Genomic DNA, 20331 nt, shown 5'->3' with positions numbered 1-20331 from the left:
CCCGCCGCCTGACCGGCGGGGCGCCCGGCTCAGCCCTTGACCGTGAACTCGCCCACGAGCAGGACCTCGTCGCGCGACGACGGGCCGACCAGCAGCTCGAACGCCCCGGGCTCGACGACGCGACGCCCCTGGGCGTCGACGAGCGTGCAGTCCGCCACGGCGACCTCGAGGTCGACCACCTGGGACTCGCCCGGTGCCAGGTCGACCTGACGGTAGGCCTTGAGCTCCTTCTCGGCCCACGTGACCGAGGTGACCGTGTCCCGGACGTAGACCTGGACGGTCTCGCGCGCGGGCCGGGTCCCGGTGTTGCTCACCGTGACCTGCGCCCGGACGGTGTCCTCGCGCCCGACCACGGCGTCGAGGACCGAGAGGTCCGCGTACTCGACCGTGGTGTAGCTCAGGCCCTCGCCGAACGCGAAGGGCGGGCGCTGCGTGAGGTCGGCGTAGCGCGTGCCGTGCTGGCCCGGGAGCTGGTTGTAGAAGACGGGCAGCTGCCCGACGTGCTCCGCGAACGACAGGGGCAGGCGGCCCGAGGGCTCGATCAGCCCCAGGACGAGCTCGGCGACCGCTCGCCCGCCGCGCATGCCGGGGTTCGCGGCCCAGACGATCGCCGCGGCGTCCCGGGCCGAGGGCGGCAGGACGAGGGGCTTGGAGGCCACGACCACGACGACGAGCGGCGTGCCGGTCTCTGCGAGCGCGTCGAGCAGGGCGACCTGCGCGCCCACGAGGTCGAGCGTCGCGGTCGAGCGGCCCTCGCCGACCAGCTCGATGCGGTCACCCACGACCGCGACGACGAGGTCGGCGTCGCGGGCGGACGCGACGGCCTCGGCGATCATGGCCGCGTCGGGCTCGGCGGGCTGGACGACCTGGGGGCGCGGCTGCCCGTCGGGGAAGAGCTCGCCCTCGGGGTCCGGGACCAGGGTGAGGATGTCCGCGCCGCGGGCGTGCGTGACCTCCCAGCTGGCGGGGACGTGGTCCCGGAAGCCGTCGAGCACGGTCTGGGTCATCTCGCGCGGGTGGCCGTCGGGCAGCCAGTCGACCTGCCCGGACGCCCCGGCCCAGTCGCCCTGCTGGGTGTGCGGGTCGTCGGCGTTGGGTCCCACGACTGCGATCCGCCGGGTCGGGGCGCCGGCGCTCGCGGCGGCCGCGCGGCCGTCCGGTCCCGCGACGAGCCCGCCGTCGAGGGGGAGCGTCCCGTCGTTCGTGAGCAGCACGAGCGAGCGGCGTGCGACCTCGAGGTTGAGGTCGGCGTGCTCGGACGAGCCGACGACCTGGGCCTGGCGCTCCGGGTCGGGGCGACGAGGGTTCTCGAACAGGCCGAGCTCGAACTTGAGCGCGAGGATGCGAGCGACCGCGGCATCGAGCTGAGCCTCGTCCAGCAGGCCCTGGCGCACGGCCTCCTGGGCCCCCTCGAAGAACTGGGGCGTGGTCATGACCATGTCGTTCCCGGCGCGCACCGCGGCCGCGGCCGCGTGCGTGTGGTCGGGCTGGATGTGCTGCTCCCAGACCATCCGGCCCACGTTGTCCCAGTCCGTGACGAGGGTGCCGGTGTACCCCCACTCGCCGCGGAGCACGTCGCTGAGCAGCCACTCGTTGACCGTGATCGGCACGCCGTCCATCGACTGGTAGCCCAGCATGAAGGTCCGGCATCCCTCGCGCGCGACGCGCTCGAACGGCGGGAGGAACCAGGAACGCAGCTTGCGGCGCGAGATGTCGGCCTCGGTCGCGTCGCGCCCGCCCTGGGTCTCGGAGTAGCCCGCGAAGTGCTTGGCGGTCGCGAGGATCGCCGTCGGGTCGTCGAGCCCGTCGCCCTGGTAGCCCCGGACCATCGCGGACGCGAGCTCGCCGATGAGGAACGGGTCCTCGCCGAACGTCTCGCTCACGCGGCCCCAGCGCAGGTCGCGCGTGATGCACAGCACGGGGGAGAAGGTCCAGTGGATGCCCGTCGCGGCGACCTCGACCGCGGTGGCCCGGGCCACGCGCTCGAGGAGCTCGGCGCTCCAGGTCGCGGCCATGCCGAGCTGGGTCGGGTAGATCGTCGCACCGAGCCAGAACGAGTGCCCGTGGATGCAGTCCTCGGCGATGAGCAGCGGGATCTGCAGGCGGCTGCGCGACGTGAGCTCGTGCGCCAGCAGCGCGTTCTCGGGGGACGTGTGCAGGATCGAGCCGACGTGCACCTCGTTCACGAGCCGCTCGACACCGTCGGCGGCGTTGAGCTGCATCATCTGCCCGACCTTCTCCGGGAGCGTCATGCGCCCGACGAGGTCGGCGACGCGCTCGGCGACGGGCCGCGAGGGGTCCTGGTAGGGCAGGAGGTCGGACATGTGCGGGGTCCCTTCGGAGACGACGACGGTGGCGCGAACGGTGCGGTCGAATCGATCCGAGCAGGCAGTCGTCGGACGGTTCGAGAAAACCATACACTGATAGGTAATTGTCATGACGGCCGAGGAGGGCAGCAGCGGTGAGGGGTGCGCGCGGGCCGGGCGCCCGTCGAGGCTCAGGGGCGCGGAAGCCCCAGCACGTCGTACAGCAGCGTGCTCAGCGGACCCTCGAGGCGGGCCTCGTCGTCGACCATCCACTGGAGCTGTGCGCCGTCGGCCGTCGCGATGATCAGGCGCGCGATCGCGTCCGGATCCAGGTGGGACGGGAGCTCACCGGCCTCCTGCCGCTCCACGACGTCGGCGCTGAGCGTCGCACGCAGCCCCGCGTAGCGGTGGGCCAGGACCTCGTGGGCCGGGTGCTCGCGGTCGTGGGCCGCTGCCGTGAGCGACACGAACAGCTCGACCAGGCCGGGGCGCTCGGCGTTGCCCTTGACGTTCTCCGCGAGGGTGCGCGGCGCGTCGTGGTAGATGGGGCGCCCCGTCTGGTCGCGGCGCACGATCACCTGGGTGAGCAGGTCCTCGCGCGAGTCGAAGTAGTGCATGACCCCGGCGACCGTCAGGCCGCAGCGCGCCGCTACGGTCCGCAGGCTCGTGCCGCGGTACCCCTCGTCGGCGAAGACCTCGAGCGCGACGTCGAGGATCTCCTCGCGCTTGAGCCGTCCCTTTGCGTACACGCCGTCCCTCGCCACCCGACGATCCTATGCGTGACCCGCGCTGCCGACCGGTAGCGTCGGACGACTACCGAACGACCAGGAGAAGCCGATGACGACCGAGCAGTACCGCACCGTCCGGGCGCGGATGAACACGGGCGAGCCCTACGTGGACTACGGCGAGGGGCTCGCGCAGCTCGAGGCCGAGCGGGTCGCGGGCAAGGAGCTCGCGTACGACTTCAACCACTCGCGCCCGAGCCAGGTCGAGGAGCGCGGGCGGATCCTGCGCGAGCTGTTCGGGACCGTCGGGGAGGGGGTCTGGGTCGAGCCGCCGCTCAGCGTGTCCTACGGCTCGCACGTCCACGTGGGGAACCACGTCTACGTCAACTTCAACCTCGTGCTGGTCGACGACGCCGACATCCACATCGGCGACCGGGTCATGTTCGCCCCCAACGTCACCGTGAGCACCGCGGGCCATCCCGTCGAGCCCGAGGCGCGCCGCGACGGGACCCAGTTCTCGCTGCCCGTGCGCATCGAGGACGACGTCTGGATCGGCTCGAACGTCGTCATCCTGCCCGGGGTCACGATCGGCGCGGGCTCTGTCGTCGGCGCGGGCAGCGTCGTGACGCGCGACGTCCCGCCGCGCGTGGTCGCGGTCGGCTCGCCCTGCCGGGTGCTGCGCCCGGTCGACGACCAGGCTCGCGCTGCGGTCGCCGCGGGCGTGCCGGTCGACGGAGCCTGAGGGGCCCGCACCGGACGCGGGAGGGACCCGACGCCGTCGGGTCCCTCGCGCGGTCGGCGCACCTCGGCGGAGGTGGGGCGCGCACTAGAGTGGGGCGGGTGTCCTCGTCGGTCCCGCGCCCTCGCGCCCTCGTCCTCGGGCCGGTAGTCGTCGAAGGGCGCCACGGGACTCCCGTCGCCCCCTCCAGCGCCCGCGCGAGAGCCCTCGTGGTCGCGCTCGTGCTCGCGCAGGGGCGGACCGTGAGCACCACCACGCTCGTCTCCGACCTGTGGCCCGACGAGCAACCTGCCGACCCGCGCGCGGCGCTCCAGAGCCTCGTCTCCCGCACGCGTTCGGCGCTGGCCGAGGGCCTGCTCGTCTCGGGGCCCGGCGGCTACTCCCTGCGCACCGAGAGTGACCTCGACGTCGCGCGCGAGCGCACCCGTCACGCCGCGGAGGCGCTCGCGGCGGGGGACTCCCACGAGGCCGTCGAGTCGGCGCGCGCCGCGCTCGAGCTGTGGCGGGGCGAACCCGGCGACGACCTGCTCGACCTGCTCGGCGGTCCGGTCGGCGAGGAGCTCGTCGCGACGGCCGAGCACCGCCGGGCCGAGGCCGAGCAGACCCTGCTCGACGCGCTCCTCGCCGCGGGCGACCACCAGGCCGCGGTCGGGTGGGCCGAGCGGGCCGTCGAGCGCGCTCCGCTCGACGAGGACGCGCACCTTGCCCTCCTGCTCGCCTACGAGGGGACGGGGCGCGGGGCCGACGCCCTGCGCGCGTTCGGCGCCCTGCGCACCCGGCTCGCGACCGAGCTGGGGACCGACCCGCGCGCGGACCTGGTCGCGCTCAACACCCGGATCCTGCAGGCCGCGGGCTCCTCGCCCGCACCCCGCGCACCCCGGCGGGGGACGGCGCTCGGGCTGCGCGCCGCGCCCAACGCCCTGGTCGGCCGCGAGGCCGACGTCGTCGCGATCCTCGGCCTCCTGGCGCGGTCCCGGCTCGTCACGGTGCTCGGGCCGGGTGGCATGGGCAAGACACGCGTGGTGCAGGAGGTCGCCCACCGGTCGGTCGGGACGACCCCGCTCGTCGCGGTCGTCGAGCTCGCGAGCGTGCGCACGGGCGAGGACATCGGCCTCGCCCTCACGTCGGCGCTCGAGATCCGGGACACGCGCGGTCTGCGGCTCGGCGACCAGGTCGCGCGCACCGAGGTCCACGAGCTCGTCGCCGACCGCCTCGGGGAGACCGAGACCCTGCTCGTGCTCGACAACTGCGAGCACGTCGTGGAAGAGGCCGCCCGCTGGGCTGCCGAGCTGCTCGCCGTGGTCCCCGGGCTCACGATCCTCACGACCAGCCGTTCGCCCCTCCAGGTCGGTGGCGAGCAGGTGCACCCGCTCGACCCCCTCGCCACGGCCGGCTCCGTGGACGGTGGCGTGGGGCCCGCCGTCGAGCTCTTCCGCGCCCGCGCGCTCGCGGCGCGCCCCGGCGCCGACCTGCCCGACGACGTCGTCGACCGGCTCTGCACCCACCTCGACGGTCTGCCGCTCGCGATCGAGCTCGCGGCGGCGCGCGTGCGCACGCTCTCGGTGCAGGAGATCGAGCGCCGGCTCGACGCCCGCTTCGCCCTGCTCACCACGGGCGACCGGGGCGCCCCCGCCCGCCACCGGACGCTGCACGCCGTCATCGACTGGAGCTGGAACCTCCTTACCGCCCCCCAGCAGGAGCTGCTGCGCCGCCTGTCCCTGCTGCCCGACGGCTTCGGTGCGCAGACCGCGCAGGAGGCCTCCGCCGTCGGGCTCGACGACGTCGAGGCGCTCGTCAACCAGTCCCTCCTGAACGTGACCGACGAGCCCCTGTGCCACACCGCGCGCTACCGCATGCTCGAGACCGTGCGCGAGTTCGGCGCGCTCACGCTCGACGAGGCCGGGGAGCGCGAGACCGCCCAGGAGGCGACCTACCGGTGGGCCGTCCACCTCGCGCGCCGCGAGGTCGCCCGCCTCGAAGGACCCACGCAGGTCCCGGCGATGCTCGCGCTGCGCGTCGAGCAGGAGAACCTCTTGCACGTGCTGCGCACGGCGCTCGCGGCCGACCGGCCCGACGTGGTCCTGCCCGTCTTCCATGCGCTCGGCCTGCACTGGTCCCTGCGCGGGGCCCACACCGAGGTCGTCGGGCTCGGCCGCGACGTGCTGCGCGTCGTCGCGGGCTGGCAGGGTCGGGCCGTGCGGGGCGCACCGGACGTTCCCGCCGAGCAGCTCACGCGCGAGGCGGGCATCGTGCTCTTCCTGCTCACGGCCTCGACGCCCAACGGCGACCCGGCGACCGGCGTCCGAGCAGCGGCCCGGCTGCGCCGTCTCCACCGCGACGCCGACATCGGCTCGCGCGCCGCCGCGCTCACCGACCTCCTGGCCGACGCGGGCGACCCGCTCGGCATGGGACCGCGGCTCGCCGAGCTCCACGGGTCGCCCGACCCGTTCGTCGCGCTCGTGACCCACCTGCTCAGCGCCCAGCTCTCCGAGAACGCCGGACGCCTCGACGAGGCGATCGCGCAGGTCACCGTCGCGCACGGGTTCGCGACCCGCGCCCAGGACACGTGGGGAGCAGCGACGTCGGCCCTCTTCCGCGCCCAGCTCGCGAGCGAGCAGGGCGACGCCGCCCAGGCGCTCGAGTGGGTCGCCCGTGCCCGCGAGGGGCTCGGCCGGCTGCACGCGGACGAGGACCTGCGCCAGCTCGACTGGCTCGAGGCGACGAACCTCGTCCTCGTCGGGCGCATCGCCGAGGCCGAGCCGCTGTTCACCTCGCTCGTCGAGACCGACGACGACCCCGTGCCGTCCGGGCTGGGTGGGACCGCGCACGAGCTGCGCTCGATCGGGCATGCCGGCCTGGCCGAGATCGCCGCTGCGCGCGGTGACCACGCGCGTGCCCTGGCCGAGCTCGAGGCGGCCAACGCCTCGGTCGGGAGCGGGCCTCCGCGGCGCTCGCCCTGGTACACGATGTTCGCTGCGGGGTGGCTGTCGACGATCGTGCTGCCCGCCCCCGGGACGACCGGGCCGTGGGACCCGGACCCGCTGCCCGTTCCCCAGGCCGAGCGGCTGGCCCGCGAGATCCGCGTGCGCATGATCGCCGGGCACCGCGCCGCTCCGGGGATGGTCGACTACCCCGTCCTCGGGACGGCGGCGCTCGCCCTCGGGGCGTACCTGTGGTCGTCGCCCGGGCTCGGCCGGGTCGACGACGGGCTCGTCCTGCTCGAGCTCGCGCAGCGCATGGGAGCCCGGCAGGACGTGCCCTCGCTCCGCACGCCGGACCACGTCGCGTGGGCGCGCACCCTGCACGGTGACGCGCGCGTAGACGATGTGCGCGACGCCGTCGGGCGGCTGGCGCACGACGACCTGCCCGGCCGGGTCATGGAGATCCTGCGCACCGGCCCCTGGACCCGACCCACGGCATGACGACGGGCGGTGCCCCGGCGGGATCCGCCGGGGCACCGCCCGTCCGTGGTGGAGCGCGACGCTCAGGCCTTGCGCATGTACGCCCGTACCGTGAGCGGCGCGAAGACCGCGACGATGACCGCGGCGCCGAGCAGCGAGATCACGGCGTCCGCACCGAGCACGCCGTTGTTCGTCAGCTCCCGGACCGCCGTGACCAGGTGCGAGACCGGGTTGAGGTTGACGAAGCCCTGGAGCCAGCCCGGCATGGTCTCGGGCTGGACGAACGCGTTCGAGAGGAACGTGAGCGGGAACAGGACGATCATCGAGATCCCCTGGACGCTCGACGCGGTGCGTGCGACCACCCCGAAGAACGCGAAGATCCAGCTCACGGCCCACGAGCACACGATCACGAGCAGGGCCGCCAGGACTACCGACCCCAGGCCGCCCGCCGGGCGGTAGCCCATGACGTAGCCCATCGCGAACGTGAGCGTCGTCGCGATGCCGTACCGGACGGTGTCCGCGAGCAGCGCCCCCGACAACGGCGCGATGCGCGCGATCGGCAGCGAGCGGAAGCGGTCGAACACGCCCTTGTCCATGTCCTCGCGGAGCTGGACGCCCGTGACGACCGACGTCGTGATGACGGTCTGGACGAGGATGCCCGGGATGATCGTGGGCAGGTAGCTCACGACGTCGCCCGCGATCGCGCCGCCGAAGATGTACGTGAACATCAGCGTGAACAGGATGGGCTGGAGCGTCACGTCGACGAGCTGCTCGGGCGTCCGACGGATCTTGAGGATGCCGCGGTACGCCATGGTGAACGTGTTGCGGACCGTCTGCCCGAGGCTCGTGCGGTTCGTCAGGTCGCGGTCGGTCGCGGCCTGGATCTGCTCCCGGGGAGCAGTGAGGGTCGTGGTCATCGCAGGGCCGCCTCTCGCGTGGTGCCGGTGGTCGGTACGGGCGCGCCGCCCGTGGGGCTCGGGGTGGCGTCCGCGCCCGGCTCCTCGGCCGCGACGCCGTGACCCGTGAGGGTCAGGAAGACCTCGTCGAGGCTCGGCTTGTCCATGCTGATCGAGTCGACGCCGATGCGGGCCTCGCGCAGCCGGACCAGCAGGTCCGTGACCTCGTCGGGACCCGTCACGGGCACCGTGATGCGTCGGGCCTCGGGGGACGTCGTCGCGGGCACGCCGAACGTGGCCTCGACGATGTCGAGGGCCGACCCCAGGTCCGCGGCCGCGACCAGCCCGAGCTGGAGCGACTGGTTCCCGACCGCGTCCTTGAGCTCGTCGGCCGTGCCCTCCGCGACGACGCGCCCGCGGTCGATGACCGCGATCCGGTCGGCCAGCTGGTCGGCCTCGTCGAGGTACTGGGTCGTGAGCACGACCGTCGACCCCGTCGCGACGAGCTCACGGATCGTGTCCCACATCTGGGCGCGCGTGCGCGGGTCCAGGCCCGTGGTCGGCTCGTCGAGGAAGATCAGGGGAGGCTGGGCGATGAGGCTCGCCGCGAGGTCCAGACGGCGGCGCATGCCGCCAGAGAAGTTCTTGAGCGGACGCGTCGCGGCCTCGGTCAGGCCGAAGGTCTCGAGCAGGTCGGCGGCCTTGCGTCGCGACTCGGCGCGCCCGAGGCCGAGCAGGCGCGAGAAGATCACGAGGTTCTCGGTCGCGCTGAGCGTCTCGTCGACCGAGGCGTACTGGCCCGTGACGCCGATGAGCTGGCGCACGACCTGCGCCTCGCGGACGACGTCGTGCCCGAAGACCCGGGCCTCGCCGGCGTCGGGGCGCAGGAGCGTGGCGAGCATGCTGATGGTGGTGGTCTTGCCGGCGCCGTTGGGGCCGAGCACGCCGTACACCGAGCCGGTGCGGATGCTCAGGTCGACGCCGTCGACCGCCCGGTTGTCGCCGAACGTCTTGACGAGGCCGTGTGCCTCGACCGCCCATTCGTGGGTCATGGATTCCTCCTGGTTGCTGGTGGGTCCAGCCTCCGGGAGGGGCCTGTCACGCCGGTGTCACGGCCCTGTCATGCCGCTGCCGCGGGAGTCGGGGGGAGTGAGGGGAGCGAGAGAGGGCCGTCGTTCCCGCAGGAACGACGGCCCTCTTCGGTCCTGCGGCCCAGGCGCGACGGCGGGCGGCAGCGACAGGTGGTGAGCGTCAGGCGCGGACGCGGAGCGTGAGCAGCGTCCAGGTGAGCGACGTGATGAGGAGCCCGGCGCCCAGCATGTGCGCGGCGACCAGGATCTCGGGCAGTCCCGTGAAGTACTGGACGTAGCCGATCAGCCCCTGGAGGAGCGTCACCCCGACGAGCACGAGGACGGCCTTGCGGGCACGGGCAGGGGCGGTGGCCTGACGCAGGACCATGACCGTCAGCACGACCAGCACGACGAGGAAGAGCCACACCGAGGCCGCGTGCGCCTTGCTGATGAGCGCCGGGTCGAGGGAGAAGCGGTAGGCCACCTCGTCGTCGCCCCCGTGCGGGCCCGAGCCTGTCGCCAGGACACCCAGGACCAGTAGCGGGACGGCCAGGACGGCCAGGACCCGGCCGACCAGCGTGGTCCGCCGGTCCACGGCGGCCGTGGGCTGCCCGTCGCCCTCGCCGGAGCGGTACAGGAGGTACGCCGAGACCGCCACGAGCGCGGCGGAGACGAGGAAGTGGACACCGACCACGGCAGGGTGCAGGTGCAGGAGGACCGTGACGCCGCCGATGAGGGCCTGCAGGGCCACCCCGATCAGGGGGAGCGAGCTCGCCCGCCGGAACGACGTGGAACGCGTCGTGTCCGTCCAGAGGAGCACCAGGACCGCGAGCGCGATGATCCCGACGACACCCGTGAGCGTGCGGTTGCCGAACTCGATCAGGGGGTGGATGGACATCGCCGAGTGGAACTCGGGCGTGAAGCTCCCGGGCTCGCACAGCGGCCAGGTCGAGCAGCCGAGGCCGGACCCGGTCAGACGCACCGCGCCGCCCGTGACGATGATGCCGATCTGGCCGACGAGGTTCGCGACGAGGACCGGTCGGGTCCAGCGGCGGAAGCGGTCGACCTTCGCGTACCAGGCGGGCGAGGTGGGTACCGGGGCGAGTTCTGCGCTGCTCACCGTCCAAAGGTAGCCGCGGGGACAGTGCGGCCCTCAATCGCCGAGGACCCGTGCGGGTGTGAGATTGGCCCGCAGGAGACCGCCGGAAGGGAACCGTGACGGGACGGTGCGTCGTTCCCGACGGATCATGGCCATTTCGATACCCTCACGGGACCTTTCGATACATTCCAGGGGGTTTTCGTGACCGTTTCCCGACCTGCTCGCCGCATCCAGGGGATCGGAGCGCTCGCGGTCGCCCTGCTGGTGCTGGCCGGCTGCACGCCAGGAGCGGACCCGCAGGAGACCCCGGCCGCGGGTGAGACCTCGCCCGCCTCGGGAGGGACCGGGACGACCGACGAGGAGGCGGGCGGTGACGCGGCTCCCGGGCAGACGGTCGGCGAGGAGTCCGGGACGGATGCCGGTGCCGGGGCGGGGACGGCCGGATCCTTCGACCGGACCGCGACCCTGGTCGTCCGCCCCGAGGGCTTCACCTCGGCGAGCGCCTTCCCGTCACGCGCCGGCTGGACGACGCTCGGATCGACCGGCAGGTGCACCGTGTCCAGCACCGCGACGAGCGTGCCCGACGAGGACCAGGTCGCTGCGGAGCGGGACATCTCCCTCGTCGCGCTCGCAGACCTCATGGCTCGCGAGCAACGGGCGAGCGACCCGTCGAGCGTCTCCGAGGTGCTCGTGGCCGACGGCAGCCCGGGGGAGCCCCGCGGGACGAACGCGGCCGTGCAGGAGTGGACCGTCGAGCGCGCAGGCACGGTCGTGCGCAGTCGTGTCCTGGTCCGGTCGGTGTGGACGCGCCTGTACACCGGCGAGGGGCTGCGCGAGAGCACCTACGTGGCCTTCGAGTGCACCGGGACCGCGGTCGACGAGGCGGCCTGGGCGACGGCACTGGCACAGGTGCGCCTCCCGTCCGCGGGCGGGGAGACTGCCGGCACGTGGCGGTTCGAGTGATGCGGGTCCGTCCCACGGTGAGCCGATGGCCGGGGTGCTCCCGGCGCCGGGCGACGGACTCAGTGCCAGCGGAACAGCTTGCCCGCTCCCCAGCCGAGCGCCGCGGTCCACCCCAGCAGCACGACCACGGAGAACGCCGGGACCTCGCCGAGGAGCAGCGCGCCGCGCATGGCCTCGCCCAGCGCGCCCGAGGGCAGCAGCAGCGCGACCTGCTCGAGCGCCCCGGGGAGCTGCGCGGCCGGGACCAGCACGCCTCCCGCGACGGTCAGCAGGACCAGCAGCAGGTTCGCGACCGCGAGCACGCCCTCGGCGCGCAGCGTCCCCGCGAGCAGGAGCGCGAGGCTCGTGAACGCCGCGGTGCCGAGCAGCACCGCGAGCAGGGCCGGCAGGATGCCGGCCGGGTCCGGGGACCATCCGAGCGCGAGCGCGACCCCACCGAGCACGACGACCTGGACGACCTCGACCGCGAGCACCCCGAGGATCTTGCCCGCGAGCAGCCCGCCCCGGCCCAGCGGCGTCGTGGACAGCAGGCGCAGGACGCCGTTGCGCCGGTCGAAGGCCGTCGCGATGGCCTGCGAGGTGAAGGCCGTGGACATGACGGCGAGGGCCAGGACGCCGGGCGTCACGAAGTCGATGCGCGAGTACCCCTGCGTGTCGAGGTCGATGAAGGTCGTGCGGGCCAGGCCCACGAGCAGCATCACGGGCAGGATGATCGTCACGAGCAGCTGCTCGCCGTTGCGCAGGATCATGCGCGTCTCGAACGCCGTCTGCGACGCGACCCGCCGCCACGCGGGGGCGGCGCCGTCCGCGAGGGCCGCCCCGTCGGTCGGGGCGGGCCGCTCGGCGACCGGGCCGGTCGTCGTCTGGTCGGTCATCGGAGCTCTCGTCCTGTCAGGTCGAGGAAGACGTCCTCGAGGGTGCGGCGGCCGATCGTGATGCGTGAGGCGAGCGCGCTCTCGTCCGCGAGCCAGGCGGTCACGACCGCGACGGTCGACGGGTCGACCGGCCCGGTCACGCTGTACGAGCCGGGCTGCGTCTCGGTCACGGTCCACGCGGAGGTGGGCGACGTCGTCGGGCCTGCCTCGACGCGCCGGGCCAGCGCCTCCACGTCCAGTCCCGCGCGCGCCTCGAGGCGCAGCGTGCGGTTCCCGTCCGCGGACGGGCCCGCGTGCAGCAGGTCGGCCGTCGCGCCCGAGGCGATGACCTGCCCGTGGTCCACGACGTAGACGTGGTCCGCGAGGTCCTCGGCCTCGTCCATGAGGTGGGTCGTCAGGACGATCCCGACGCCGTCCGCGCGCAGCTCGCGCACGAGCTCCCACACCGCGTGCCGGCTCTGGGGGTCCATGCCCGCGCTCGGCTCGTCGAGGAACACGACCTCGGGGCGGCCGACGATCGCCGCGGCGAGCGCGAGGCGCTGCCGCTGACCGCCCGACAGGCGTCGGACCGTGGTCCGGGCGAAGCTCGCGAGGCCCAGGCGCTCCGTGATCTCCGCCACGTCGCGAGGGTTCGCGTACATCGACGCGACGTGGTGCAGCATCTCGAGCGCGCGCACGCCCGTGGGCAGGCCGCCGTCCTGGAGCATGACCCCGACGCGCGGGCGCAGGTCGCGTGCGCTCAGCAGGGGGTCGAGCCCGAGCACCCGCACGGCGCCCGCGTCCGGGGCACGCAGCCCTTCGCAGCACTCGATCGTGGTGGTCTTGCCGGCCCCGTTGGGGCCGAGGACGGCGGTCACGGCGCCTCGTGAGGCGGTCAGGCTCAGGTGGTCGACGACCGCCCGGCCGTCATAACGCTTGACCACGTCCTGGAGGACGACGGCGGGGGAGTCGGGCACGGTGGCGATTGTAGGGGAGCCGCCTGGGGCCCGCTGTGAGGTACGCCTTGCTTGCGTCGGACCATTTAGCGCATGAGACTGTTACCTATATCGACCTGTCCCCGGGGCTCTTGCGCGCCCGCGGACCAGGCGAGGCGGATCCCAGCAGGCCGGACGACGTGGAGGTGAGGCATGACGCACGATGCACGCACGTCGGGTGCAGCCCCCCGCTCGCTGCCCGCCGTCGCGCTCGGCAGTGACGCATCCCACGTCGCCCTCGACGGTGACGGGACCACGCGCGAGCGCGTCCTCTCGCTCATCGTGACCGACGGGCCCGTGAGCGCCGCCTCGCTCGCGACGGACCTGGGCCTCACGCCCGCAGGCGTCCGCCGCCACCTCGCGCAGCTCGAGACCGACGGCCTCATCTCGGTCCACGACTCGGGCACCACCACGGGCATGCGCGGACGCCCCGCACGGCACTACGTCGCGACGAACCGGGGCCAGTCCGAGCTCTCGGGGGCCTACCCCGACCTCGCGACCCAGGCCCTGCGCTTCCTGCGCGACGTCGCGGGCGAGGACGCGGTCGAGGACTTCGCGCGTCGTCGCCTCGAGGAGCTCACGGACCGCTACGCGCCCCGCATCACGGCCGACGACGTCGCGGGCCGCGCCGAGCAGCTCGCCGCGGTCCTCGCCGAGGACGGGTTCGCGGCGAGCGTGCGCCCCGTCGCCGGGACCGCGACCGTCCAGCTCTGCCAGGGGCACTGCCCGGTCCAGCACGTGGCCGAGGAGTTCCCCCAGCTCTGCGACGCCGAGGCCCAGGTCTTCTCCCAGCTCCTCGGCTCGCACGTCCAGCGGCTCGCGACCCTCGCGGGCGGCGGGCACGCGTGCACCACCAACGTCCCCGTGCTCCCCGCGGTGACCCGCGCACCCGAGGCGAGCGACGCCGTCGGGCACGAGACCACCGGACGTCGCGCCACCGCGCGCGGACCGCGCGCCCCGGCGCACCCCCCAGCACGACACCCCGAACCGACAGGTTCATCGACCACCGCCCCACCGCCCCCCTCCGTCGTCGACGGAACGTGGAAGGAATGACATGAGCGCTCCCACCCAGGACACCGCTGGCGTGTCCCAGAGCACCGGCCAGTCCGACGAGGAGATCATCGCCTCGATCGGCTCCTACGGCTACGGCTGGCACGACAAGGACGACGCCGGTGCCACCGCGCAGCGTGGCCTCTCCGAGGCGGTCGTGCGCAACATCTCGGCGCTCAAGAGCGAGCCCGAGTGGATGCTGAACTACCGGCTCAAGGCCCTGCGCCTGTTCGACAAGAAGCCCATGCCCAACTGGGGCAGCGACCTGTCGGGCATCGACTTCGACAACATCAAGTACTTCGTGCGATCCACCGAGAAGCAGGCCACCTCGTGGGACGACCTGCCCGAGGACATCAAGGACACCTACGACAAGCTCGGCATCCCCGAGGCGGAGAAGCAGCGCCTCGTCGCGGGCGTCGCGGCCCAGTACGAGTCCGAGGTCGTCTACCACCAGATCAACGAGGAGCTCGAGAAGCAGGGCGTCATCTTCCTCGACACCGACACCGCGCTGCGCGAGCACCCCGAGCTCTTCCAGGAGTACTTCGGCACCGTCATCCCCTCGGGTGACAACAAGTTCGCCGCGCTCAACTCGGCCGTGTGGTCCGGCGGCTCCTTCGTCTACGTCCCCCCGGGCGTCCACGTCGAGATCCCGCTGCAGGCCTACTTCCGCATCAACACGGAGAACATGGGCCAGTTCGAGCGCACGCTGATCATCGCGGACGAGGGCTCGTACGTGCACTACGTCGAGGGCTGCACCGCCCCGATCTACTCGAGCGACTCGCTGCACTCCGCGGTCGTCGAGATCATCGTCAAGAAGAACGCCCGCGTGCGGTACACGACCATCCAGAACTGGTCGAACAACGTGTACAACCTCGTCACCAAGCGTGCGACGGCGGCCGAGGGCGCGACCATGGAGTGGGTCGACGGCAACATCGGCTCCAAGGTCACCATGAAGTACCCCGCGATCTACCTGCTCGGCGAGCACGCCAAGGGCGAGACGCTGTCGATCGCGTTCGCGGGCGAGGGCCAGCACCAGGACGCGGGCGCCAAGATGGTGCATGCGGCCCCGCACACGTCCTCCTCGATCGTCTCGAAGTCCGTGGCGCGCGGCGGTGGACGCACGTCCTACCGTGGCCTCGTCCAGGTCCTCGAGGGAGCGGAGCACTCCGCCTCCACCGTTCTGTGCGACGCGCTGCTCGTCGACCAGATCTCCCGGTCCGACACCTACCCGTACGTCGACGTCCGCGAGGACGACGTCTCGATGGGTCACGAGGCGACCGTGTCGCGCGTGAGCGAGGACCAGCTGTTCTACCTCATGTCCCGAGGCATGGCAGAGACCGAGGCCATGGCCATGATCGTGCGCGGGTTCGTCGAGCCCATCGCGCGCGAGCTGCCCATGGAGTACGCGCTCGAGCTCAACCGCCTCATCGAACTGCAGATGGAAGGGTCCGTCGGCTAAATGACTACTACTGCGAGCACCACAGAGACCGAGCCGATCGGCCTGAGCACGGACCACACGCAGGCCGTCCAGGACGGCGCTCACTCGCACGGGGTCGGCGGCACGCCGCAGGGATCCCGCGCCGAGCGCATCACCTCGTTCGATCCGACCGTCATCACCGTGCCCACCGGGCGCGAGGAGGAGTGGCGCTTCTCGCCGGTCCCGCGCCTCGCCCCGCTGTTCGCGGCCGAGCTCGGCAGCGCCGGCGTGCGCACGACCGTGGTCGACGCCCCCGAGGTCACGGTCGAGATCGTCGGCCGGGACGACGAGCGGCTCGGCCGCGCGGGCGTCCCCGGCGACCGCACCGCCGTGACCGCGTGGAACGCGTTCGCCGAGGCGACCGTCGTGACGATCCCGGCCGAGGCCGTGGCCAGCGAGGTCACGTCCGTGCGCATCGAGGGCCTGTCCGACGAGCCCACCGCGACGCACCTGCTGATCCAGGCCGAGCGTCACAGCGAGTCCGTCGTGGTCATCGACCACGTGGGCTCCGCGACGCTCACCGAGACGGTCGAGATCGTCGTCGAGGACGGCGCGCACCTCACGGTCGTGTCGGTCCAGGACTGGAGCGCGGGCGCCGTGCACGCGAGCTCGCACCGCGCCCGCATCGGCCGCGACGCCAAGCTCAAGCACGTCGTCGTGACGTTCGGCGGCGACGTCGTGCGCGTGACCCCGGACGCCGAGTTCACCGGCACCGGTGGCGAGGTCGAGATGGTCGGCCTGTACTTCGCGGACGCCGACCAGCACCAGGAGCACCGTCTCTTCGTCGACCACGCTGTCCCGAGCTGCAAGTCGCGCGTCACCTACAAGGGCGCGCTGCAGGGCGAGGGCGCGCACACGGTCTGGGTCGGCGACGTGCTGATCCGTACCGAGGCCGAGGGCACCGACACCTACGAGCTCAACCGCAACCTCGTCCTCTCGGACGGCGCGCGGGCCGACTCGGTGCCGAACCTCGAGATCGAGACGGGCCTCATCGAGGGTGCCGGGCACGCCTCGGCGACCGGTCGCTTCGACGACGAGCAGCTCTTCTACCTGCAGGCCCGTGGCATCCCCGAGGCCGACGCCCGTCGCCTCGTGGTCCGCGGCTTCTTCGCGGAGCTCATCCAGGAGATCGGTGTCCCGTCGGTCGAGGAGCGTCTGCTCACCTCGATCGAGGCCGAGCTCGCCAAGTCGATGAGCGTCATCGAAGGCCGGTGACCGGACCCGCATGACTGCACAGCTTGCTTGCATGACCGACGACGTGGCGCCCGAGGAGGCGCTGCGCGTGGAGCTCGAGGGCGAGAAGGGCCCCGTGGAGGTCGCGGTCGTCCGCGACGGCGACGGGAACTGGCACGCCATCTCGGACATCTGCTCCCACGGCGCGGTCTCGCTGTCCGACGGCGAGGTCGAGGGCTGCTTCATCGAGTGCTGGCTGCACGGCTCGCAGTTCGACCTGCGGACCGGCATGCCGACCGCGCTGCCCGCGATGCGCCCTGTGCCCGTCTACCCGGTCACGATCGACGGCGAGCGCGTGCTCGTCGACATCGACCAGACCGTCTCCCCGTCCTGACCCCTGAACTTTCTCGATACTTTCCGAATACTGGAGAACACCACATGTCCACTCTGGAGATCCGCGACCTGCACGTCAGCGTCGAGACCAAGGAAGGGCCGAAGCCGATCCTGCGCGGCGTCGACCTGACCATCAACAGCGGCGAGACCCATGCGATCATGGGCCCCAACGGCTCGGGCAAGTCGACCCTCGCGTACTCGATCGCCGGTCACCCCAAGTACACGATCACGAGCGGCACCGTGACGCTCGACGGCGAGGACGTCCTCGCGATGACGGTCGACGAGCGTGCCCGCGCCGGCATGTTCCTCGCCATGCAGTACCCCGTCGAGGTCCCGGGCGTGTCCGTCTCGAACTTCCTGCGCACCGCGAAGACCGCGATCGACGGCGAGGCCCCTGCGCTGCGCACGTGGGTCAAGGACGTCAAGGGCGCCATGGAGAACCTGCGCATGGACTCGTCCTTCGCCGAGCGCTCGGTCAACGAGGGCTTCTCCGGTGGTGAGAAGAAGCGCCACGAGATCCTGCAGATGGAGCTCCTCAAGCCGAGCATCGCGATCCTCGACGAGACCGACTCGGGCCTCGACGTCGACGCGCTGCGCATCGTCTCGGAGGGCGTCAACCGCGCCAAGGCGAGCACCGACGTCGGCGTGCTGCTCATCACGCACTACACGCGCATCCTGCGATACATCAAGCCGGACTTCGTGCACGTGTTCGTCGACGGCCGCATCGCCGAGGAGGGCGGCCCCGAGCTCGCCGACCGCCTCGAGAACGAGGGCTACGACCGCTTCCTGACCGGCGCGGCCACGGCCTGACCCGGCCGGCCGCCCGTCGGCCTCCCGCCCGCCGGTCCGCCGGCGGGCACCTGACACACCCGAGGAGACTTCCGATGACCACCACCGACACCGTGCGGGCCGGGCTGAGCGCCACCGAGCTCGCCGCCGTGCGAGCCGACTTCCCGCTGCTCGCCCGCACGGTGCGCGGTGGCCGTCCGCTCGTCTACCTCGACTCGGGCGCCACGTCGCAGAAGCCCCAGGTCGTCCTCGACACCGAGGTCGACTTCTACGAGGAGCGCAACGCCGCGGTGCACCGCGGTGCGCACCAGCTCGCGGAGGAGGCGACCGAGGCGTTCGAGGACGCCCGGTCCGCGGTCGCGCGCTTCGTCGGGGCGGACGCCGACGAGATCGTGTGGACCTCCGGGGCCACGGCCGCGATCAACCTCGTGACGTACGCGCTGTCGAACGCGACGATCGGTCGCGGGGGAGAGGCGGCCCGCCGCTTCGCCCTCGCGCCGGGCGACGAGATCGTCCTGACCGAGGCCGAGCATCACGCGAACCTCGTGCCGTGGCAGGAGCTCGCGGCGCGCACCGGAGCGGTGCTGCGCTGGTTCGGTGTCGACGACGAGGGGCGCATCCGCGTCGACGAGGCGGCCTCGGTCATCACCGAGCGCACGCGCGTCGTCGCGTTCACGCACGCCTCGAACGTCACGGGCGCGATCACCCCGGTCGCGCCGATCGTGGCGCGGGCCAAGGAGGTCGGGGCGCTCACGTTCCTCGACGCGTGCCAGTCCGTGCCGCACCTGCCGGTCGACCTGCACGACCTGGACGTCGACTTCGCCGCGTTCTCGGGCCACAAGATGCTCGGCCCCACGGGGATCGGCGCGCTCTACGGGCGGCGTGAGCTGCTCGAGGCGCTGCCCCCGGTCACGACCGGCGGCTCCATGATCGAGGTCGTGACCATGACGGAGGCGTCGTACATGCCGCCGCCGCAGCGCTTCGAGGCCGGCACGCAGGCCGTCGCGCAGATCGTCGGCCTCGGTGTCGCGGCGCAGTACCTCGAAGAGCTCGGGATGGAGAACGTCGCGGCCCATGAGCACGACCTCGCGGTCGAGCTGCTCCGGATCGCGGACATCCCGGGCGTGCGGGTCATCGGTCCGAGGACGCCCGAGGACCGCCTCGCGGTCGTCTCGTTCGTCGTCGAGGGCGTCCACGCCCACGACGTGGGCCAGGTGCTCGACGACGCCGGCATCGCCGTGCGGGTCGGTCACCACTGCGCCCAGCCCCTGCACCGACGGTTCGGGGTCGCCGCCACGGCGCGCGCCTCGGCCTCGGTGTACACGACGTCCGAGGACGTCACGGCGTTCCGGGAAGGTTTGGCGGGGGTCCGGGCGTTCTTCTCAGTGGACTGACGCGCGCACGTCCACGTCGACCGTGGGCGCGACCCGTCTCGCCCCCGCCTTCCAGCGAACCGCAGGATGCACCGAAGGAGCAGGACCCCAGCAATGAGCAGCTCGATGGAGCAGATGTACCAGCAGGTCATCCTCGACCACGCGAAGTCCCCGCACGGGCGCGGCTTCGTGGAGCTCGCGGAGGGGCACCTGCACGGTGAGTCCCACCAGATCAACCCCACGTGCGGTGACGAGGTCACCCTGCGCGTCGAGTTCAACACCGCGGACCCCGCGGCCCCCACGATCTCGCGCGTGAGCTGGGAGGGTCAGGGCTGCAGCATCTCGCAGGCCTCGCTGTCCGTGCTCACCGACCTGGTGACCGGAGCCCCCGTCGCGGAGTCCGAGCACCTCGGCGAGCTCTTCCGCCAGCTCATGCAGTCGCGCGGCAAGGGCCTCGACGACGAGCGCGAGGACGAGCTGGGTGACGCCACGGTCTTCACGGGCGTCTCGCAGTACCCCGCGCGTATCAAGTGCGCCCTGCTCGGCTGGGCCGCGCTGCGTGACACCCTGGCGACGTCCGGAGTCCTCGCGGGCCCGGGCACCGCCTCTCAGCCCTCGCTCGACCACCCTCTGTCCCCGCAGTCCCCCCAGGAGAACCGATGACGACCGAGACCCCCGCCGCCTCTGCGGCACCGACCCCGCCGACCGCGGCCGACGTCGAGGAGGCCATGCGCGACGTCATCGACCCCGAGCTCGGCATCAACGTCGTCGACCTCGGGCTCGTCTACGGCATCCAGGTCGACCAGAACAACCACGCCGTGATCGACATGACGCTCACGTCGGCGGCCTGCCCGCTCACGGACGTCATCGAGGACCAGACGGCGCAGTCCCTCGACGGGCTGATCGACGGCTTCCGGGTCAACTGGGTCTGGATGCCGCCGTGGGGCCCCGAGAAGATCACGCAGGACGGCAAGGACCAGCTGCGCGCGCTGGGCTTCAACGTCTGACGCCCGCCTCAGGGACTTGCG

General features: G+C 72.6%; 18 protein-coding genes. 11 read left to right on the top strand and 7 right to left on the bottom strand.

Going from position 1 to position 20331, the window contains the following annotated elements:
* Nucleotides 1-29 precede the first annotated feature (29 nt).
* A complete protein-coding gene (locus ASE15_RS18710) occupies nucleotides 30-2324 on the bottom strand; it encodes a glycoside hydrolase family 3 N-terminal domain-containing protein (RefSeq protein ID WP_056647217.1) in 2295 nt (764 codons plus the stop codon).
* 173 nt (nucleotides 2325-2497) lie between these two features.
* Entirely contained in the window at nucleotides 2498-3070 is a 573-nt protein-coding gene (locus ASE15_RS18705; protein ID WP_056647214.1) for a TetR/AcrR family transcriptional regulator, read from the bottom strand.
* 73 nt (nucleotides 3071-3143) lie between these two features.
* On the opposite strand from ASE15_RS18705, the gene ASE15_RS21750 reads away from it, so the two are divergent.
* Together ASE15_RS21750 and ASE15_RS18695 are read left to right on the top strand one after the other, a co-directional pair.
* Nucleotides 3144-3773, top strand: a complete 630-nt coding sequence (locus tag ASE15_RS21750) for a sugar O-acetyltransferase (protein WP_056647211.1) — start codon at nucleotides 3144-3146, stop codon at nucleotides 3771-3773.
* A 239-nt stretch (nucleotides 3774-4012) separates the two neighbouring features.
* Nucleotides 4013-7192, top strand: coding sequence for a BTAD domain-containing putative transcriptional regulator (locus ASE15_RS18695; RefSeq protein ID WP_157277281.1), 3180 nt, complete (start codon nucleotides 4013-4015; stop codon nucleotides 7190-7192).
* A gap of 62 nt (nucleotides 7193-7254) precedes the next feature.
* On the opposite strand, the gene ASE15_RS18690 is transcribed toward ASE15_RS18695, so the two are convergent.
* The 3 genes from ASE15_RS18690 to ASE15_RS18680 form a co-directional block, all read right to left on the bottom strand.
* Entirely contained in the window at nucleotides 7255-8088 is an 834-nt protein-coding gene (locus tag ASE15_RS18690) for an ABC transporter permease (protein ID WP_056647205.1), read from the bottom strand.
* On the bottom strand, nucleotides 8085-9119 hold the full coding sequence (locus ASE15_RS18685) for an ATP-binding cassette domain-containing protein (RefSeq protein WP_056647202.1): 1035 nt from the start codon (nucleotides 9117-9119) through the stop codon (nucleotides 8085-8087). The genes ASE15_RS18690 and ASE15_RS18685 overlap by 4 nt, the downstream gene beginning before the upstream one ends.
* A gap of 199 nt (nucleotides 9120-9318) precedes the next feature.
* On the bottom strand, nucleotides 9319-10257 hold the full coding sequence (locus ASE15_RS18680; RefSeq protein WP_056647197.1) for a heme A synthase: 939 nt from the start codon (nucleotides 10255-10257) through the stop codon (nucleotides 9319-9321).
* A gap of 180 nt (nucleotides 10258-10437) precedes the next feature.
* Between ASE15_RS18680 and ASE15_RS18675 the strand changes: the two genes are divergently transcribed.
* On the top strand, nucleotides 10438-11199 hold the full coding sequence (locus ASE15_RS18675; RefSeq protein WP_056647194.1) for a hypothetical protein: 762 nt from the start codon (nucleotides 10438-10440) through the stop codon (nucleotides 11197-11199).
* Nucleotides 11200-11258: 59 nt separating this feature from the next.
* Here ASE15_RS18675 and ASE15_RS18670 read toward each other — a convergent pair whose 3' ends face one another.
* Entirely contained in the window at nucleotides 11259-12074 is an 816-nt protein-coding gene (locus tag ASE15_RS18670; protein WP_056647191.1) for an ABC transporter permease, read from the bottom strand.
* On the bottom strand, nucleotides 12071-13030 hold the full coding sequence (locus tag ASE15_RS18665; RefSeq protein WP_056647189.1) for an ABC transporter ATP-binding protein: 960 nt from the start codon (nucleotides 13028-13030) through the stop codon (nucleotides 12071-12073). The genes ASE15_RS18670 and ASE15_RS18665 overlap by 4 nt, the downstream gene beginning before the upstream one ends.
* Nucleotides 13031-13201: 171 nt before the next feature.
* Here ASE15_RS18665 and ASE15_RS18660 point away from each other — a divergent pair, with 171 nt between their 5' ends.
* From ASE15_RS18660 to ASE15_RS18625, 8 genes are all read left to right on the top strand, one after another.
* The gene (locus tag ASE15_RS18660) at nucleotides 13202-14101 is read left to right on the top strand and encodes a metalloregulator ArsR/SmtB family transcription factor (protein ID WP_056647186.1); all 900 of its coding nucleotides are present in this window, start codon (nucleotides 13202-13204) and stop codon (nucleotides 14099-14101) included.
* 1 nt (nucleotide 14102) lies between these two features.
* Nucleotides 14103-15557, top strand: coding sequence for a Fe-S cluster assembly protein SufB (gene sufB / locus ASE15_RS18655; RefSeq protein WP_056647181.1), 1455 nt, complete (start codon nucleotides 14103-14105; stop codon nucleotides 15555-15557).
* Nucleotides 15558-16790, top strand: a complete 1233-nt coding sequence (sufD, locus tag ASE15_RS18650; RefSeq protein ID WP_056647179.1) for a Fe-S cluster assembly protein SufD — start codon at nucleotides 15558-15560, stop codon at nucleotides 16788-16790. It begins immediately after the preceding gene.
* Nucleotides 16791-16800: 10 nt separating this feature from the next.
* Nucleotides 16801-17142 (top strand): non-heme iron oxygenase ferredoxin subunit, encoded by a 342-nt coding sequence (locus ASE15_RS18645; protein WP_056647177.1) that lies wholly within the window; start codon nucleotides 16801-16803, stop codon nucleotides 17140-17142.
* A 44-nt stretch (nucleotides 17143-17186) separates the two neighbouring features.
* A complete protein-coding gene (sufC, locus tag ASE15_RS18640) occupies nucleotides 17187-17951 on the top strand; it encodes a Fe-S cluster assembly ATPase SufC (protein ID WP_056647175.1) in 765 nt (254 codons plus the stop codon).
* A 74-nt stretch (nucleotides 17952-18025) separates the two neighbouring features.
* A complete protein-coding gene (locus tag ASE15_RS18635) occupies nucleotides 18026-19324 on the top strand; it encodes a cysteine desulfurase (RefSeq protein ID WP_056647173.1) in 1299 nt (432 codons plus the stop codon).
* 93 nt (nucleotides 19325-19417) lie between these two features.
* Complete coding sequence (gene sufU, locus ASE15_RS18630; protein WP_056647170.1) at nucleotides 19418-19966, top strand: Fe-S cluster assembly sulfur transfer protein SufU; 549 nt, start codon at nucleotides 19418-19420, stop codon at nucleotides 19964-19966.
* On the top strand, nucleotides 19963-20310 hold the full coding sequence (locus tag ASE15_RS18625; protein ID WP_056647167.1) for a metal-sulfur cluster assembly factor: 348 nt from the start codon (nucleotides 19963-19965) through the stop codon (nucleotides 20308-20310). Before sufU ends, ASE15_RS18625 begins: the two co-directional genes overlap by 4 nt.
* Nucleotides 20311-20331 lie beyond the last annotated feature (21 nt).

It is taken from the genome of Oerskovia sp. Root22 (assembly GCF_001429135.1).
In the GTDB taxonomy this organism is placed as follows: domain Bacteria; phylum Actinomycetota; class Actinomycetes; order Actinomycetales; family Cellulomonadaceae; genus Oerskovia; species Oerskovia enterophila.
Note: the sequence above shows the minus strand (reverse complement) of the source record. Positions and strands in the feature narration are given on the sequence as shown.

Coding starts and splice junctions, on each gene's coding strand:
- ASE15_RS18710 (WP_056647217.1), bottom strand. CDS start 2,324: ATGTCCGACCTCCTGCCCTACCAGGACCCCTCGCGGCCCGTCGCCGAG.
- ASE15_RS18660 (WP_056647186.1), top strand. CDS start 13,202: ATGACGCACGATGCACGCACGTCGGGTGCAGCCCCCCGCTCGCTGCCC.
- ASE15_RS18685 (WP_056647202.1), bottom strand. CDS start 9,119: ATGACCCACGAATGGGCGGTCGAGGCACACGGCCTCGTCAAGACGTTC.
- ASE15_RS18625 (WP_056647167.1), top strand. CDS start 19,963: ATGACGACCGAGACCCCCGCCGCCTCTGCGGCACCGACCCCGCCGACC.
- ASE15_RS18670 (WP_056647191.1), bottom strand. CDS start 12,074: ATGACCGACCAGACGACGACCGGCCCGGTCGCCGAGCGGCCCGCCCCG.
- ASE15_RS18635 (WP_056647173.1), top strand. CDS start 18,026: ATGACCACCACCGACACCGTGCGGGCCGGGCTGAGCGCCACCGAGCTC.
- ASE15_RS21750 (WP_056647211.1), top strand. CDS start 3,144: ATGACGACCGAGCAGTACCGCACCGTCCGGGCGCGGATGAACACGGGC.
- sufD (WP_056647179.1), top strand. CDS start 15,558: ATGACTACTACTGCGAGCACCACAGAGACCGAGCCGATCGGCCTGAGC.
- sufB (WP_056647181.1), top strand. CDS start 14,103: ATGAGCGCTCCCACCCAGGACACCGCTGGCGTGTCCCAGAGCACCGGC.
- sufC (WP_056647175.1), top strand. CDS start 17,187: ATGTCCACTCTGGAGATCCGCGACCTGCACGTCAGCGTCGAGACCAAG.
- ASE15_RS18690 (WP_056647205.1), bottom strand. CDS start 8,088: ATGACCACGACCCTCACTGCTCCCCGGGAGCAGATCCAGGCCGCGACC.
- ASE15_RS18645 (WP_056647177.1), top strand. CDS start 16,801: ATGACTGCACAGCTTGCTTGCATGACCGACGACGTGGCGCCCGAGGAG.
- sufU (WP_056647170.1), top strand. CDS start 19,418: ATGAGCAGCTCGATGGAGCAGATGTACCAGCAGGTCATCCTCGACCAC.